Genomic DNA, 15,302 nt, shown 5'->3' on the forward strand with positions numbered 1-15,302 from the left:
CAACCCCGAATTGGCCGCTTTCGCGGTGCGTGGCGAACGCGGGATGGTGGTCGGCGGACTCCGCCCGGCTCATCACGAGAACGGCAGCGCCATGCTCACTTCCCTCGGTTTCCCCCTCCCGTTCGACCTGACCGTGAATCCGCACAGCAGCACCGTCTCGGAGGACCACCCGGGATGGGCGCGGTCGATCGGCCTGCTCCCCCCTGCCGAGTCCTGGTACCAGGACTACGACGAAGCCGACATCCCGGCCCTGGCCGCGCACGCCGTGCCCGCCGCCGCACCGGACCGGCTGGACCTGGCGATGCGCGTGCTCGGCTGGGCCTTCGTCTGGCGCGACCAGCTGCCCCGCCTCGCCGCCGCCGAACCGCGGCTGGCCGTCGAGCACGTCAAGGACCTCGTCGCGTCGTGCCACACAGCCCGCGCGGTCCGGGGCAACAGCCACGGCGTGTGCGTGTGGGCCGGGCTCTGGTCGGAGCTGCTCGAGGGCATGACCAGGGACTGGGACGTCCGAGCGATCCGGTCGTTCACCGCATCGGCCGTCTCGTACCTGCACGGCGGCAGGCTCGACTTCGAACTGGTCCCCGTGCTGCTGGAGTCGCTGCTGGACTGCGAGCTCCCGCTCACCGCGCACGACAGCCCGCAGCTGCGCAGCCTTCGCTGGATCACCAGCAGGGTGACCGCTTGGTCGGCCTCGGGCGCCGACGACCAGCAGACCCTCGAACGGGTCCGCGAGGACATCCGCGCCTTCGAGCGCGTCCGCGAAGACCTGCCGGAGATGATGGCGGCTCTGGAGCTGGACAAGTCGGAGATCGACGCGGTGGAGCGGTACGTGACCGGGCTCGGTTCCTGGATGCGCGGTCACCACGACTGGCAGCAGGCCCACCCGCAGCCGCGGCTCCCCGAGGCCGCCAACCTCGTCTCCCCCGCGTGTCCTTGCCCGTGTCCTGACTAGTTTCTGTCCTGTAAGTCATCGCAGCCACAGCACGATGGCGGCGATGACCAGTTCGGCTTGGTAGTAGGCGGCGCGTTTGGCGTAGCGAGTGGCCAGGTCGAAACTGCTTGAGCCGGTTGAAGCAGCGTTCGACGACGTTGCGCTGCTTGTAGGTTTCGGTGTTGAAGCCGGGTGGGCGGCCGCCGTGTGAGCCCTGGGCTTTGCGGTGGGCGGTCTGGTCATCGCGTTCGGGGCAGAGGAACCGGATCCGGCGTGCCCGCATCGCGTGGCGCGTGCAGGGATGCGAATAAGCCTTGTCAGCGATCACGGCACCCGGCCGGGTGCGAGGCCGTCCCGGTCCGCTCCGGGCAACCCGGATGCCGTCAAGCAACGGGATCAGTTGCGGATTGTCCCCGGCCTGGCCGGCGGTGAGGATGATCCGCATCGGCAGTCCGCGCCCGTCCACCGCCAAGTGGATCTTGGTACTCAGTCCTCCGCGGGATCGCCCGAGTCCTTCCCCGGCGACCGCGAGGGCCTCGATTTCCTCCCCGCAGCCCCCTTTTTCCGGGCTCCAGCAGCGTGCTGGTGAGCCCGGACGACGCTGGAGTCCACGCTGATGACCCACTCCACGGCGCCGACCGAGTCGTCCTTGACGATCACCTCGTCCAGGATCTTCTGCCAGATGCCGTCCTTGCTCCACAACCGCAACCGCTCGTGCGCGGTCTTCCACGGCCCGTACCGCTCGGGCAGGTCGCGCCAGGGGGCGCCGGTGCGCAGCTTCCACAAGATCGCGTTGATCACCTGCCGATGATCACGCCACCTACGGCCACCACCAGAGACCGGCGGCAACAACGGCTCGATCGCAGCCCAGGCTCGGTCAGTCAGCTCACCACGGCCCACCCCACACCAGAACTACCAGACGACCTGATCAACGACTTACAGGACACGGCCTAGTTTCTGTGGGCTGGCTTTCCTGCTTGTGCTGGTTCCGGTGTGGGGTCGGCTTGACCTGGGGCCCCTTGCGCGTGCCCTTGGGCCTCACGGGGCACGGGATGAAACTCCGGCCCTCGCGACGAGCGTATGGCACGCGCACCCCAGGTAAAGCCTCAGCTGGCAGCCCCGGCTTGCGGTAGCTGGAACCTGGTTTCCCTTGCCGCGTAAGGGAAAGTTCACTCCGTAGAGCCATGATCCACTATTTGCAGACGCTAAAATAGGAGTATGGCCCCTGCCGATATCGAAGACGACGTCGTGGCCGCCTACGCAGCTATAGGTAAGGCTGTCGCGGTCTTCGCCTCGATCCTGATGAAGCTCTACAACGACCTCGATCCGCAAGTGCAGCAGTATGCCGGGGATGTCTTGATGCCACTGCTGCATGTCTCCCAGGTCAAGGGCAACAAGCTCATTGATCGGGCGATGTCGCTGGTGGAGCACCCGGTGGTGTTGGAGGCGTTGTCGGAGGGGCGGATCGATGAGGGCAAGGCGTTGATGATCATCGATCAGGTCAGTGTCCTCGACACCGCCAACCAGGCGATCGCCGAGCCGGTGCTGATCAACCATGCGGCCACGCACAACTACACCGCGTCTCAACGGTATGCCCGGCGCTATGTCCTCAAGCTCGACGCTGAAGCAGCCCTGCGCCGTCATGAGGAGAAGCGCAAGCAGCGGTTGGTGGAGAAGTTCAACCTCGACGACGGCATGTGCTCCCTGCGCGTCGTCCTCCCGGCCCTGGACGCGGCCTTGGCCTTCGATCGCATCGACCGCATCGCGCGGGCGCTCCCGAAGGATGACCGAACCCTCGACCAAAAGCGATCCGATGTGGCCGCGGATTTGTTGATGGGCAAGGACACCCCGGCACCGCAGGGGGAGGTGTGCGTGAACCTGACCATGCCGATCACCAACATCCTGGGCCTGACCACAGACCCGGTCATGCTCGCCGGGTACGGGCCGCTGCCCGCGGAGATCGTGGCGGATGTGGCGGCGAATGGGATCTGGAAGCGCATCCTGACCGACCCGGTGAGCGGGATGGCCGAGCACATCACCACCTACCGACCCACCCCAGCACAACGCGAACTCATCAACGCCCGCTACCCGACCTGCACCATGGTCGGCTGCAACCAACCCGCCCACCGCTGCGACCTGGACCACTGCTGTCCCTTCGACGGCACCAACACCACGGTGCAGAACCTGCGCCCGAAGTGCAGGCACCACCACCGAATGAAGACCCACTCCAGCTGGACGTGCGAGAACCGGGCGGACGGGACGCATGCCTGGACCACGCCGAGTGGCAAGGTGATCGAGACCGAACTCGAACCCATCGCCGACCCGGCGCCCTTCTAACGTCAGAACGCGCCCTGCCATTCGTGATCGTCAAGGAGAGGGCGGTCACGAGGCACTTCTGGCCGCGATGACTTACAGGACAAGGGCGAGGCCGTGTTTTAGGTTCGGATTCCTGTGCGCGCCCTGCACGATGATGATCAAGATGTGGGGCGAGGCGATCTTTCTGATGAGCAGTGGTCGGTGCTGGAGTCGTTGCTGCCTGCGGTGGGCATAAGCCGCGAGTGGCCTGGCTGTCGCCGGCTGGTAGACGGTGTGCGGTGGCGGGTTCGGACCGGAGTTCCGTGGCGGGATCTGCCGTTCGAGTACGGACCGTGGCAGACGGTGTGTGGACTGTTCCGGAGATGGCAGCGTCGGGGCGTGTGGGCCGACTGCTGACGTTGTTGCAGGCGAGGGCTGATGCGGCCGGACTGATCTTCTGGGAGGTCAATGTCGACTCCACCATCTGCCGGGCACACCAGCACGCTGCCGGTGCCCGTCGGCGCGGTGCTGTGCAGAAGGAACCGCCAGGCGGAGTGAGCGCCGAATCTGAAGACCATGGACTGGGCAGGTCGCGAGGCGGGTTCACCACGAAGATTCATCTGGCGTGTGAGCAGGGACAGAAGCCGTTGTCGCTGCTGATCACCGCCGGGCAGCGCGGCGACAGTCCGCAGTTCGAGCCGGTCCTGAACGCGATCGGGGTGCCCCGGCCTGGTGTCGGCCGGCCGAGAAGCCGCCCCCTGCGGGTGCGCGGCGACAAGGCGTATTCTTCACGCGCGAATCGCGCCTACCTGAGCAGACGTGGCATCAGGTGCACGATTCCTGAGCCGGTCGATCAGGTCCGCAACCGCAGGCGCCGCGGACGTGGCGGTGGCCGTCCGCCCTTCTTCGACCGCGAGGACTACAAGGCCCGGCACGTGGTCGAATGCGGGATCAGCCGTCTCAAGCAGCACCGGGCCGTGGCAACCCGGTTTGACAAACCTGCGGTTCGGTTCGAGGCGACGGTTCAGGTCGCGGCGATTCATCAGTGGCTGTGAACCCTCAGCCTGCCGTCGTGCGGATGCCCCAGCAGGAAACGACGGCCCTGCGGTCGTTACGGAGGAAGGGCACATTTCCTGGCATGGGCGCGGGGCGGTGTGTACAGGGTTGCACCTTCCGTAGCGGCATGTGGTCCAGTGGACGTACGTCCCGATCCCTTGAGGGAAGGTCCCTGCCCATGCGTTCGTCTTTCATGCCACCCCGCCAGGTCAAGATCGGTGACGCGGCGGCCTTCGCCGGCACCACGCCACGGGCGATTCGCCATTACCACGAGATCGGCCTGCTCCCCGAGCCTGAGCGGGGCGGTGATGACCGCCGCCGCTACGGGTACGAGGACATGATCCGCCTGCTGTGGATTCGCAAGATGGCCAACGCCGGGATCGCCCTGGACGACATCCGTGACGCCTTTACCACCGGCGTGGCTTCCGCCGGTGCGGACAGCGGAGACGGTATCGCGGGCATCCTGGAGCGGTTGGAGGAAACCCTCGCCGAGCAGGAGGCGGAATTGCGGCGGCAACGGACCGCCGTGCAGCGGATGCGCGCCGAAGGCAGCCGGATGGGCCTGCTCTCCGACTTCGTCACCGAACGCCTCAAGAGCCTGCCCGAAGGCTCCCTGCGTCAGGCGGACCTGGACAGTCTGCTGGTCACTGAGCGGATCTTCGGCCCGCTCGGCGCGGCCGTCCAGGCCACCCGCTTCGTCGTCCTGGCCACGCATCCCGCTCTGCGGGAGGATTCCGACCGCATCGATGACGCCGAGGAGGCACTCGATGACAGCGTCGCCGTCGAGGATCCACGGGTAGCTCAAGTGGCCGCCGAGCGGCACGCCTTCGAAAGCGCCCTGCAGGCCGTCATCGAGGAATCCGGCCTGGGTAAGGACGACGATGCCCTCTGCGACGCCTGGGACACTATGCACTCTGCTACCGCCGATGACGGCGAGGACGAGGCCGACCTCAGCTCTGGCAGGCGGGAGGCTGACTCCATGAGCGCGTTCGAAGCCATCGGCAAGACGCCCTACGACTTCTCCCCAGCCCGCCTGCGCTGTATGGAACTGGCCGAAGAGCTATCCGCCCAAGACTCACCCGCTACCTAAAACACGGCCTAGCCGTGCTCTGGGGCTTCGAGGACGAAGAACAGGAAGCTCGGGAAGGTGTTGAGGATGTCGAAGTCGTCCGGGGACGCCTCGCGCGCGGCGGGAACGGGCTTGGCTTCGTGGATGACGGAGATCCGGAAGCCCGCCGCGGTGAAGGCGTCGGTCATCGCGTGCAGCGGCCGGTTCCAGAAGCTGAGCTTCGCGGTCTGCCCGCCCAAGGTCCACTCTTCGATCCGGTGCTCCGTCGCGAAGTAGTCGGGCCTGGGCCCGGTCTGGTGCTGCAGGAAGTTGATCGCGAAGGGGTGGTCGACGGAGACGATGAGCCGGCCCCCGGGCCTGAGCACGCGCCGCACCTCGGCGAGCGGCGGTCCCCAGTCCCGCAGGTAGTGCAGCACCAGGGACGCCACGACGTCGTCGAAGGAGTTGTCGGGATAGGGCAGCGGTTCGGCCAGGTCGGCGACCCGAAGGTCCGCGTCGGCACCCAGCCTCCGCCGGGCCAGCTCCAGCATTCCGGCGCTGGCGTCGAACCCGGACACGACGGCGCCCCGCTCACGCAGCGCGCAGGACAGCGGTCCCGAGCCGCACCCGGCGTCGAGGACCCGCCGACCGGCCACGTCCCCGGCGAGGGCCAGGGTCGCGGGCCGCTCGTAGTAGGCGTTCATGAGGCTGGTCTCGTTCTCGGCCGAGTAAGCCTCGGCAAGGCTGTCGTAGTCGTACAAACCTGACGGGTTCTCGGAGGCAACGTGACTTTGGGACGCCATACCTCACCTTTACCAGAATCCCCGATGGGCCCGCCCTAGGTGATCTCGAAAGGAGTGCGGCGGCCGGGGCCCACGGGGAGGCGGAAGCTGACCGTGTCGTCGGACTGGCGCGCGGTGGTCTTCACCCCGTCGACGGTGACCGTCAAGGAGGTTCCGCGCAGGCCCGTCGGCAGGACCAGCTCCACCTCGACGACCTCGGCCGCCAGAGCGCCCAGCTCGCCGCGCACGGCGTCGGAGTGGTAGGAGACGGCGAGCAGGCCGCCGTCCCAGCTCCAGCCCTCGAAGGGCAGCAGCGGCGCGATCCGCAGACCCCGCGCGGTCGGCTCGATCCCGGCCAGCCACAACGCCGCGTTCAACGGCTCGGAGTGGGCGAACAGGATCTGCACCGGCCACGCCTGCATCGAGAACCCGAGCGGCGAAGACCAGGTCTCCCCCGGTCGGTCGGCGTTGGACGGCAGGTAGCTGTCCGGGCCGGACCAGACACCGAACCAGATCTCCGGGTAGGTCTCGGCGTGGTGGGCGAGCGTGTTCGCCAGGAACTCCTGCCAGCCCCGCGCGCGGTCCACAGTGGACAATCCCCAGGCGAGGGTGGAGTTGATCGCGTACCACTGGCCGCCGCCGACCGTGGGCGTCCGCTGCTCCCCGCCGTCGGCGAACACCCGTGCCGCCAACGGGTCCGCGCACCTCGTGGTGATCTCCTCGACCAGTGTGGAAGCCTGGTCCTCGTCGAGCAGGCCGGTGATCAGCGCCCACGGCTGCGGCTCAAGGAAGAGGTCGCTGTGCCCCACCTCGGTGTCACTCGAGGTCCAGCCGCGGTTGAGGTGCCGTCCACGCCAGCACGCGCGCACGGCCTCGGCGAAGCCCTCCGCCCGGGCGCGCGCGTCCGCGGCGGCCTGCGGCTCCCCCGCGAACTCGGCCAGCTCGGCGAACCGGCGCAGCACGTGCACGGCCATCGCGGTGTTGAGCGTGCTCTCGCCCTCCTCCCAGACCCGGTCGATGGGCACGCCGGACTCGCTGACGACCATGTCGTTCCAGTCGCCGAGCCGGATCTTGATCAGCCCGTGCTCGCCGGCCCCGACGTCGTCGAGCAGGTGCCGCACCGCGCGGAGGCAGTGCTCCCACACGGGTTCGGGGCGGGTGTAGGGCGCGGGCCAGTACGAGACGGACTGCCGCAGGAACGCCCGGTCCCTGGTGGCCAGCACGTACTCGGAGATCAGCCACAGCAACCACATGTCGTTGTCGGAGGGGCACCACAGCATGTGCTCCCACGAGCCCGTGCCCACCTCGGCGTAGGCGATCTCGCCCTCCGGCGTGGTCTCCGACATCGTGAACCGCGCCGCGTCGGCGGCGATCTCCGGGGCGAGCCACACCTGCGACAGCGCGTTCTGCATGGTGCTGCGCGGCCCGGCGTTGAAGCCGCCGAGGTACTGGTACGCACCGCCCTGGGACAACGTGTGCGCGCGGAACCCGTGGTGGTACGTCGCGCCCGACCGCAGGTAGTAGGCGCTCCACGCGAGTTCCCGGGAAACCCAGCCCTCGCGCCCGAAGTCCACCTTCGGCACCACGGCGCGCCAGGCCTGCATGGTCGACTCGAACAGCGCGGCGGGATCATCGCCCAGCCGCTTCACTTCGTCGGCGGTCTCCACAGGAGGTGTTGCGCCGTAACCGAAACCGAGGACCCGTTCCGCACCGGGCTCCAGCTCGAAGTCGGTGGTGAGCAGGAACGCCACCTCCTGCCGGCGCCCGCCGGGATGCGCCTGACGGGCCGGATCGACCAGCCCGTCCGGGCAGGCCCGCCCGCCGTCGCCGAACACGGCGGCCCGCTCGGCCGTCCACCCGTCGACGCCCGTCCCGATCGGGACGCAGACCACGTCGGGCTGCGTGCGCGCGGTTCTTCCCACGGGGAAGGGGATCTCGTGCGACAACCGCCCCTTGGGATGGCGCGCCAGCAGACCGCCGAGCGAGTCGTCCCAGTCCGCCCGGTAGCCGTTGTAGGCCTGGGCGGAGGTCATCTCCCTGGCCTTCTCGGGGTTGAGCCCCAACGTGGCGAGGTCGAGGTTGTGCAGCCACACGTCCCAGTACTCGCCGTGCCGCAGCCGCCGCGTCGTCTCACCCACGTTGCGCACCACCACGTAGGAGCACAGCAGCCGGGACTCGCCGAACGGCGCGAACACGACGCGGTCCAGCTCGATGTCGTCGTGCCGCACCACGATCCGGTAGTACCCGCAGCCGAAGACACGGCGAACGAAGGCTTCCTCGGGAAGGTCGGCGAAGAAGGTCGACCACACCGAGCCGGACTCGTCGTCGCGCAGGTAGGACACCCCGCCCGCGAAGGCGCCGTCCGCCTCGCGGTGCTTGTTGATCCAGCGCGGCCCCCGTTCGTGGGAGTAGAGCTGGGTCCATCCCTCGTTCGTGGAGATCGCCACGATCCGGTCGTTGCCGAGCTGGTGCCAGTGCAGCCGGGACGGGCCGTGCAGCCGGGTGTCCCATTCCGCACGGGGATCGGAGCGCTGGTCCAGGGTGTACTCGAACGCGGGCAGGCCCGCCTCGTCCGCCGTCCAGTCGCCGAAGATCCCGCCGTGGCGCTCGGCCTCGTTCATCGTGTACCCCTCCGGATCCCGTTGTCCGCCAATGGTGGCAGCACGACGAACCGGCCGGGGCAGACGCCGCCGATGGTGGCCAGGACCGCCGCGCTGAACTTCGGTGACGAGGGCTCGTCCGCGTGCGGCACGCCGGGGATGTCGTGGAAGCACGCCCCGCCGTCCAACCGGTTGGCCTCCGCCGGTCGGTCCAGCGTGCTCCGGATCGTCGTGTAGCGCACGCTCCCCGGCGTGTCGTCCCCGGCGTTGAGCCCGGCCAGGAACCGGCTGGAGTGGCACATCTGCCCGCCCAGCAGCTCCGGGAGCAGGCACGCGTCGGTGCTGCCGTACTGGGGTGAGCCCATGGACACATAGTGGCGCACGTGCGCGGTTCCGCCGAGGAACTTGAGGTAGTGCCTGGTCGACAGCCCGCCCATGCTGTGCCCGACCAGGTGAACCTTGCCGCCGTGCCGGGCGACGACGTCGTCGACCAGACGCCCGACCGCGACCGCGTTGACCAGGTTGTCCTGGCCGGGCAGGTCCATCGCGTAGACGGGGTGGCCCGCCTCGCGCAGCACGGCGCTCATGCCGTGGAACGACCACGAGTTGCTCATCCACCCGTGCACCAGGATCACGGGTTCTCGTTGCGCGGCAACCGCTCCCGGAGCCGGCCCGCCGGTCAGCCACGCCGTGCCCAGCGCTGCTGCGAGAAGAAGTCGACCGATCCTCCACCTTGTCCCGGACATCGTGCCCCCTCCGCCCAAGGGCGGCTCACCTACTTATCAGTCGGTAAGCCGACGCAAGATCATGGTGCTCTCCGTGATCGTGCGTGCACAATGCGTGTCACCGGCACGGCCCATCGGCCCAACCGAGGCTGCTCAACAGCCGCATGCGGCTCGCAAATTCGGCGCGAAGTGCCGCAACGAGTCTTCAAAGGCCGGGGTCCAGACCTTCCAGTCGTGGCCGCCGTTGCCGATTCGCAACTCCGCCGTTACCCCGGGTCCGCGCCGCGCGGCGTTGTAGAGCGCCGCGGACTCGAAGTCGATGTCGTGCCGGGCCTCGGCCGGATCGGGGTTCGGCCACTCGTCGTCGCCGACCGCGATGTAGAGGCGTGTCGGAATATCCTTGCGCAGCAAGGGCAACAGCGCCGGGTAGTTCAGCCTCCGGTAGACCTGCTCGTCGAAGAGCCGGTCGCCCGAGCCGTAGGCGCCGAACTCCCGCGCGGAGGAGTCGGCGGGCGGCAGCGGCGTGTAGACGGCGGGCGAGAGCACCACCGCGCTGCCGAATGTGCCCTGGTGGGCCAGCGCGTAGCGAAGCGCTCCGGCTCCGCCCATCGAGTAGCCTCCGATCAGGCGACCGTCGCGCTGCTGGACCGTCCTATATGCACCGTCGACATGGGACACGAGATCGCGGGTCAGCGCCGTCTCGACCGGGCGGCCTCCCGTGTGCGCGGAGTCGACGTAGTAGTTGCCGCGACTGCTCCACGGCGCGTCCGGCAGAACCGCGAGCACCGGCGGGATCTCGCGGCGAGCGATCATGCGATCCAGCTCCGGCTTGACCCGCGTCCACGCCGTCATCGTGTCCCCGCGCCCGTGCAGCAGGTAGAGCACCGGAAACCGCCGGGCCTTGTCGTGGTCGTAGCCGCGCGGCAGGTAGACGGTGTAGCGGACGTCCTCGCCGAGCGCCGGCGAAGGGGCCGACGCGGTCCGCACCTGCCCTCCGTGCGGCAACTCGGCGGCGGCGCCGTGCATGGACGCCATCAGCAAGAGCAGGGCGATGCCGAAAGCACGGCGCATCAGTGCCTCCCGGAGTCGACTCAGGCGGTGGGGAAGTCGAACGCACCGCTGGTGTGGTTCGTTCCGATCCCCCGCACCACGTCATACGCGACGCACGCGGCCAGCGCCAGAGACCGAACGGGCTCCGGAAGATTCGGTTGCAGCCGAACGGAATCCCGGCGCACCCTCCGCCCGTCGCGCTTGCCGATCGCGCCCGGCCGGAACGCCGCGACCTCGTGCAACAGGCACAGCTGCTGCCCTGCCGGATCGAGCAACGCGTACGCACCGCGCCGGAGTTGCCGCACCGATCCGATCGCGGAGCCGTCCGGCCGCGTGACCTCCAGGGGCGGCCGCCCCGCCCCCTTCCGCAGGGACAGCAACGGAAATCCCTGTTGCGCCACGACCAGATCGAACACCGTGCGCCCGGAGAAACCGGTGGCGCGCAGCATTTTCCGCAGAGGCCCGAGCCTCTTGCGCTCGGCGACGTTCGCGAGCAGGGCGCCTTGCTCGCTGTAGACGGCGCACTCGTAGCGCGTTCCCCACAGGTGACGGGAGGCGCTCCAGGGCTGCTCCACGAGCAGCGCGTCGAATCCGGGCAGTGTCACGAGGTCTCCTGATCGGCCAGAGCTGCGTCGATGATCTCACCCAGCTCCGCGCGCATGACGGTGCAGTCCCGGACCGGGTCGGCGTTGGGACAGGTCAACAGGTGTTCGAGCAGGCGATGGGCGCCGGTCAGCTCGGCGATGCGGCCGGCGATCGTGGCCGCGGCGGCGGTCAGCACCTCCCGGCCCCGCGCCCCCTCCCCCAGCAGCTCGGCCGTGTCGGCGAGGCTGACCAGCCCCTGGTGGTGCAACCGCTGGATCAACGCCAGCCGCTCCAGCTCCCCGCGGCCGTAGTAGCGGACGTTGCCCCTGCGCTCCGCAGGGGCGAGCAGGCCGAGCTCGTCGTAGTAGCGCAGCGTGGAGATCGGCACGCCGAACGCCTTCGCCACCACGCTGATCGAGTACATGCGCACATCTTGCACTCAAGCCGACTTGAGCGGACAGGGTGGCGGCATGCGAACCACACACGTGCCGGTCCTGGTCGTCGGCGCCGGACCGGTCGGACTGTCCACCGCGGCGTTCCTCGCGCATTGGGGCGTGAGCGCCCTGGTGATCGACAAGCGCGACCCGACCACCGCCCCGCCGCGCGCCGGCGCCAGCCTGCGCACGCTGGAGATCTTCCGGTCGATCGGCATGGGCGAGGAGTTCGCCGCCGCGGGATGGCTGGCGGCTCCGCCCATGCGCACGGTGCACAAGGACAGCGCGAAGGGCAACGTCCTGCACCTCAGCGAGCTGCCGCCGGAGTACAGCGGCCGGTTGGAGACGTGCAGCCCGGTCGACGCGCGCCTCACCCTCACGCAGCGGGAGATCCAGCGCGTCCTCCTGCGGCACGTCGGCGGGAACACCCGGTTCGGTGTGCGGCTGCTCGACTTCACCCTGAACGATGACGCGGTCAGCGCCCGGGTCGTCGACGAGCAGACGGGCCAGGAGGAGGAGCTCACCGCCGACTACCTGATCGGCGCTGACGGGGCGGGAAGCCCTGTCCGCCAACGGCTCGGCATCACGATGCCGGATCGGACGGTGGTCGGGCACCTCACCACCGCGTTCTACCAGGCCGACCTCGGCGACATCGTCGACGAGTGGGGGACGAACCTGTGCTTCGTCCGCAACGAACAGGTCTACGGCACGATCTTCTCCAAGAACGGCCGCGACCAGTGGTCCTCGCACATCATGGACTACCCCGGCAAACCGGAAGGCCCCGCCGAGCTGTCCGAACAGGACACGATCCGCCTGCTCCGCGCGATGATCGGCGACGCGACCGCGGAGATCCGGCTGGACGCGGTCAACGCGTGGACAGCGGCGCTCGGCATCGCCTCGGAGTTCCGGCGCGGACGGGCGTTCCTGGCGGGCGACGCCGCGCACGTGCAGAGTTCGGCCGGAGGGCTCGGGATGAACACCGGCATCCAGGACGGGCACAACCTCGCGTGGAAGCTGGCCGCGGTGCTCAAGGGCGAGAGCAAACCGTCTCTTTTGGACACCTACGAGCCGGAACGCCGCGCGGCCGCCGAAGCGTCACTGGACCTGTCGCGACGCATGCACGAGGCGTACCTGCAACGGCTCACAGACCCGCCCGCGGCGATCGCGGACGCCTACCTGCGCGCGATGATGTTCCACGGGTACCCCGACGTCCTCGTGGACAGTGTCACGGTCGGCGCCCGATATCCCCATCGCTGGCTCGACCCCGAGCAGACAGTGTCCTCTTTGGACGATTCGGGGTGGCGGCTGGCCGAGGGTCCGGTCCTGATCCGCCCGGACGGGATCGTGGCGTGGACGGCGTGAGCTGACGCCGGACCAGCTCGCGGAACTCGGCGGTCGCGGGATGGACGCTGGTGCCCGGCCAGGCGAGGTGCACGGTCACCGGATCGGCGTCGGCGAGCGCGAGGTACTGGACGCCGGGATGCGGGTGGCTGTGGCTGGTGCCTTCGGTGGTCACACCGACCGCTTCCCCGGTGGCGACAGTGGTCAGCCACTCGTAGACGCCCGGGACCTGGAAGACGTGCGGCCGCGCGGTTTCCGGCCACAGCTCGGCCCCGGAGGTCGCCGCGGTCGAGCACAGCACGACGGACTCGTCGACGAGGTCCACCAGGCGCACGGAGTCCTTCGCGGCCAGCGGGTGGTGTTCGGGGAGGGCCACCATCCGCTCCTCCCTCATCAACGCGAGGCGGGCGAACTCGCCGCTCGGCTCGGTCCGCAGGAAGGCCACGTCGGCCTCGCCCCGGCGCAGCGATGCTTCGGGATCGTCCACGCGCCGCACCTCGATCGGGACGTCCGGCCGTCGCGCTCGCCAGGCTCGCAGCAGCGGCACGGTGTGCTTGCCGAGCATCGCCCACGCGAACGCGGCGCGCAGAGGGCGTGGCGCGGCGTCGGCTGATGCCTCCGCGAGCGCGTCGTCGAGCTGGTTGAGGATGCGGTGCGCGTGCTCCCACAGGCGTTTGCCCGCCGCGGTCAGTGCGAGGCTCCGCGTGGTGCGTTCGACCAGACGCGTACCGAGACGGCGCTCCAGCTGGTCCAATGTGCGCGAGAGCGCGGGCTGGCTGACGTGCAGCGCGATGGCCGCGTCGGTGATCGTGCCCTCGTCGCCGATCGCCGCGAGCGCCCGCAGGTGACGCACCTCAACATTCATAACCGCCAAGCATAAACACCGCGCAGACGGCATTTCACTCCCGCCGGGGACCGTCCTAGCGTCGGGCTCATGAGAATCCTGTTGATCGGCGCGACCGGGAAGCTCGGCGCGGCCGTGCACAAGACCCTGACCGGCCGCGGGCACGAGGTCCGCACGGTGGGACGCAGCGCCGGAGACCTGCGCCACGACATCACCGACCCGGCCGGGGTGGCCGCGCTCTACGCGGCGGCCGGCCCGGTCGACGCCGTGGTCAGCGCCGCGGGCGACGTTCCGTTCAAGCCGCTCGCCGACCTGGCACCCCAGGACTACCTCGCGGCCTTCCGCGGCAAGGTGGTCAGCCAGATCGACCTCGTGCGCCAGGGCGTCGCGCACGTCGCCGAGCGCGGCTCCTTCACGTTGATCACCGGCGTGCTCAGCCGTGAACCGGTCCCGACCGGCGCCGCGGCGTCGATGGCCAACGGCGCGGTCGAGGCGTTCGTGCGCGCCGCGGCCATCGAGATCGCCCCGCAGCGCATCAACGCCGTCAGCCCCTCCGTGTTCACCGAGAGCCTTGCCGACTACAGCGACTACTTCCCGGGGATGCCGCCCGTGGACCTCGCCGACGTCGCCCAGGCCTACGTCCGCTCCGTGGAGGGCGCGCAGACCGGCCAGGTCTACGAACTCCCCTGACCACGGCTCACCGGACCGGTGAACGGCGTTCGATCAGCACCGTGTCGTGCCAGACCCCGTTGAGCCGGCCGATGCGTTCGCGGATGCCCACAGTGCGGTAACCGGCGGCGTGGTGCAGGGCGATGCTGGCGCGGTTCTCGGTGAAGATCGAGGTCTGCAGGGTCCACAGCCCGGCTTCGTCGGCGGCGAGAACCTGCTTGCGCAGCAAGGCTTTGCCGACGCCCCTGCCGCGCTGGCCGTCGCCGACGTAGACCGAGGTTTCGGCGACCCCGGAGTAGCACTCGCGGGCCGAGACGGGGCTGGCGGCCGCCCAGCCGACGACCTCGCCCTCGCGCTCGGCGACCCAGCGGTGACCGGGCAGCCACTTCGCGTCGAGGCTGGCGCGGCTGGGCACGGCGGTCTCGAAGGTGGCCATCCCGGTGGCGATGCCTTCGGCGTAGATGCGGCGCACCGCGGCCCAGTCGCCGGGGTCGAGGGCGCGGACGGTGATGTCGGCGGGCACGTCCTCCGGGCAGCAGGGTCGCGGGGCGAGCAGTCCCATCACGGCGTCGGCGGCGTGCGGCAGCCCGGCGCAGCAGGCCTCGTTGACCGTGACGATCGTGGCCGTGCCCTCCTTGCGGAGCCGGACGAAGCCGACGTCGGCGAGCTTGCGCACGTGGTGGGAGGTCGTGGACTGGCTGGTGCCCAGGATCTGGGTGAGCGCGCCGACCGTGACGCCCTGCGGGGTGGTGGCGACGGCGTGCAGCAGCCGGACGCGGACGGGCTCGGCGAGGCAGGCGAACCAGTCCGCGTAGGTTGCGGCCTCGGCGGCGGGCAGGACCTGGGCCTGGGGCAGCGCGATCGGCATGGCGCCGAGTGTATCGACTCGGATCGATGGTTGCATCCATCGATCCGAGTCGATACTGTGCGGCTCATCAATCG

The 15,302-nt window shown here is 69.4% G+C and carries 13 protein-coding genes and 2 pseudogenes; 6 read left to right on the forward strand and 9 right to left on the reverse strand.

The window, feature by feature from the left end:
* The first annotated feature begins 25 nt into the window (after nt 1–25).
* On the forward strand, nt 26–952 hold the full coding sequence (locus BLT28_RS10020) for an isoprenoid biosynthesis enzyme family protein (RefSeq protein WP_156051810.1): 927 nt from the start codon (nt 26–28) through the stop codon (nt 950–952).
* A gap of 15 nt (nt 953–967) precedes the next feature.
* Here BLT28_RS10020 and BLT28_RS10025 read toward each other — a convergent pair.
* Nucleotides 968–1,831, reverse strand: a pseudogene (locus BLT28_RS10025) (IS5 family transposase).
* Nucleotides 1,832–2,149: 318 nt separating this feature from the next.
* On the opposite strand from BLT28_RS10025, the gene BLT28_RS10030 reads away from it, so the two are divergent.
* From BLT28_RS10030 to BLT28_RS10040, 3 genes are all read left to right on the forward strand, one after another.
* On the forward strand, nt 2,150–3,268 hold the full coding sequence (locus BLT28_RS10030; RefSeq protein WP_083383704.1) for an HNH endonuclease signature motif containing protein: 1,119 nt from the start codon (nt 2,150–2,152) through the stop codon (nt 3,266–3,268).
* 144 nt (nt 3,269–3,412) lie between these two features.
* Nucleotides 3,413–4,281 (forward strand): IS5 family transposase gene (locus tag BLT28_RS10035; RefSeq protein ID WP_156051699.1). Its coding sequence is split into 2 segments (ribosomal slippage): nt 3,413–3,632 and nt 3,632–4,281, totalling 870 coding nucleotides; the frame shifts between segments, so codons are not numbered across the junction.
* Nucleotides 4,282–4,460: 179 nt separating this feature from the next.
* Nucleotides 4,461–5,372 (forward strand): MerR family transcriptional regulator, encoded by a 912-nt coding sequence (locus BLT28_RS10040; RefSeq protein WP_030432900.1) that lies wholly within the window; start codon nt 4,461–4,463, stop codon nt 5,370–5,372.
* Nucleotides 5,373–5,380: 8 nt separating this feature from the next.
* On the opposite strand, the gene BLT28_RS10045 is transcribed toward BLT28_RS10040, so the two are convergent.
* The 6 genes from BLT28_RS10045 to BLT28_RS10070 form a co-directional block, all read right to left on the reverse strand.
* Entirely contained in the window at nt 5,381–6,133 is a 753-nt protein-coding gene (locus BLT28_RS10045) for a class I SAM-dependent methyltransferase (RefSeq protein ID WP_052408064.1), read from the reverse strand.
* 35 nt (nt 6,134–6,168) lie between these two features.
* Nucleotides 6,169–8,733, reverse strand: a complete 2,565-nt coding sequence (locus BLT28_RS10050; RefSeq protein WP_030432898.1) for a GH36-type glycosyl hydrolase domain-containing protein — start codon at nt 8,731–8,733, stop codon at nt 6,169–6,171.
* Complete coding sequence (locus BLT28_RS10055) at nt 8,730–9,347, reverse strand: esterase/lipase family protein (RefSeq protein ID WP_052408063.1); 618 nt, start codon at nt 9,345–9,347, stop codon at nt 8,730–8,732. The genes BLT28_RS10050 and BLT28_RS10055 overlap by 4 nt, the downstream gene beginning before the upstream one ends.
* 243 nt (nt 9,348–9,590) lie before the next feature.
* Complete coding sequence (locus tag BLT28_RS10060; protein WP_052408062.1) at nt 9,591–10,508, reverse strand: alpha/beta hydrolase; 918 nt, start codon at nt 10,506–10,508, stop codon at nt 9,591–9,593.
* A gap of 20 nt (nt 10,509–10,528) precedes the next feature.
* Nucleotides 10,529–11,092: a hypothetical protein gene (locus BLT28_RS10065; protein WP_030432895.1), complete on the reverse strand. Its 564-nt coding sequence runs from the start codon at nt 11,090–11,092 to the stop codon at nt 10,529–10,531.
* A complete protein-coding gene (locus tag BLT28_RS10070; protein ID WP_043813712.1) occupies nt 11,089–11,496 on the reverse strand; it encodes a MerR family transcriptional regulator in 408 nt (135 codons plus the stop codon). Before BLT28_RS10070 ends, BLT28_RS10065 begins: the two co-directional genes overlap by 4 nt.
* Before the next feature lie 46 nt (nt 11,497–11,542).
* Here BLT28_RS10070 and BLT28_RS41790 point away from each other — a divergent pair.
* A pseudogene (locus tag BLT28_RS41790) lies at nt 11,543–12,598 on the forward strand (FAD-dependent monooxygenase); the annotation flags it as partial.
* 133 nt (nt 12,599–12,731) lie between these two features.
* Here the strand turns inward: BLT28_RS41790 and BLT28_RS10080 are convergent.
* Nucleotides 12,732–13,712: a LysR family transcriptional regulator gene (locus BLT28_RS10080; protein ID WP_030432892.1), complete on the reverse strand. Its 981-nt coding sequence runs from the start codon at nt 13,710–13,712 to the stop codon at nt 12,732–12,734.
* A 69-nt stretch (nt 13,713–13,781) separates the two neighbouring features.
* Here BLT28_RS10080 and BLT28_RS10085 point away from each other — a divergent pair, with 69 nt between their 5' ends.
* Nucleotides 13,782–14,381: a short chain dehydrogenase gene (locus BLT28_RS10085; RefSeq protein WP_030432891.1), complete on the forward strand. Its 600-nt coding sequence runs from the start codon at nt 13,782–13,784 to the stop codon at nt 14,379–14,381.
* Between the two features lie 7 nt (nt 14,382–14,388).
* Here the strand turns inward: BLT28_RS10085 and BLT28_RS10090 are convergent, their stop codons facing one another.
* Nucleotides 14,389–15,228 (reverse strand): helix-turn-helix domain-containing GNAT family N-acetyltransferase, encoded by an 840-nt coding sequence (locus tag BLT28_RS10090; protein WP_030432890.1) that lies wholly within the window; start codon nt 15,226–15,228, stop codon nt 14,389–14,391.
* Nucleotides 15,229–15,302: the final 74 nt, after the last annotated feature.

This window comes from Allokutzneria albata, assembly GCF_900103775.1.
GTDB lineage: Bacteria > Actinomycetota > Actinomycetes > Mycobacteriales > Pseudonocardiaceae > Allokutzneria > Allokutzneria albata.

What these genes read in the sequence shown, in the direction of transcription:
- BLT28_RS10090 (WP_030432890.1), bottom strand. Translation starts at nt 15,228, where the DNA reads ATGCCGATCGCGCTGCCCCAGGCCCAGGTCCTGCCCGCCGCCGAGGCC.
- BLT28_RS10080 (WP_030432892.1), bottom strand. Translation starts at nt 13,712, where the DNA reads ATGAATGTTGAGGTGCGTCACCTGCGGGCGCTCGCGGCGATCGGCGAC.
- BLT28_RS10060 (WP_052408062.1), bottom strand. Translation starts at nt 10,508, where the DNA reads ATGCGCCGTGCTTTCGGCATCGCCCTGCTCTTGCTGATGGCGTCCATG.
- BLT28_RS10070 (WP_043813712.1), bottom strand. Translation starts at nt 11,496, where the DNA reads ATGTACTCGATCAGCGTGGTGGCGAAGGCGTTCGGCGTGCCGATCTCC.
- BLT28_RS10085 (WP_030432891.1), top strand. Translation starts at nt 13,782, where the DNA reads ATGAGAATCCTGTTGATCGGCGCGACCGGGAAGCTCGGCGCGGCCGTG.
- BLT28_RS10045 (WP_052408064.1), bottom strand. Translation starts at nt 6,133, where the DNA reads ATGGCGTCCCAAAGTCACGTTGCCTCCGAGAACCCGTCAGGTTTGTAC.
- BLT28_RS10050 (WP_030432898.1), bottom strand. Translation starts at nt 8,733, where the DNA reads ATGAACGAGGCCGAGCGCCACGGCGGGATCTTCGGCGACTGGACGGCG.
- BLT28_RS10030 (WP_083383704.1), top strand. Translation starts at nt 2,150, where the DNA reads ATGGCCCCTGCCGATATCGAAGACGACGTCGTGGCCGCCTACGCAGCT.
- BLT28_RS10040 (WP_030432900.1), top strand. Translation starts at nt 4,461, where the DNA reads ATGCGTTCGTCTTTCATGCCACCCCGCCAGGTCAAGATCGGTGACGCG.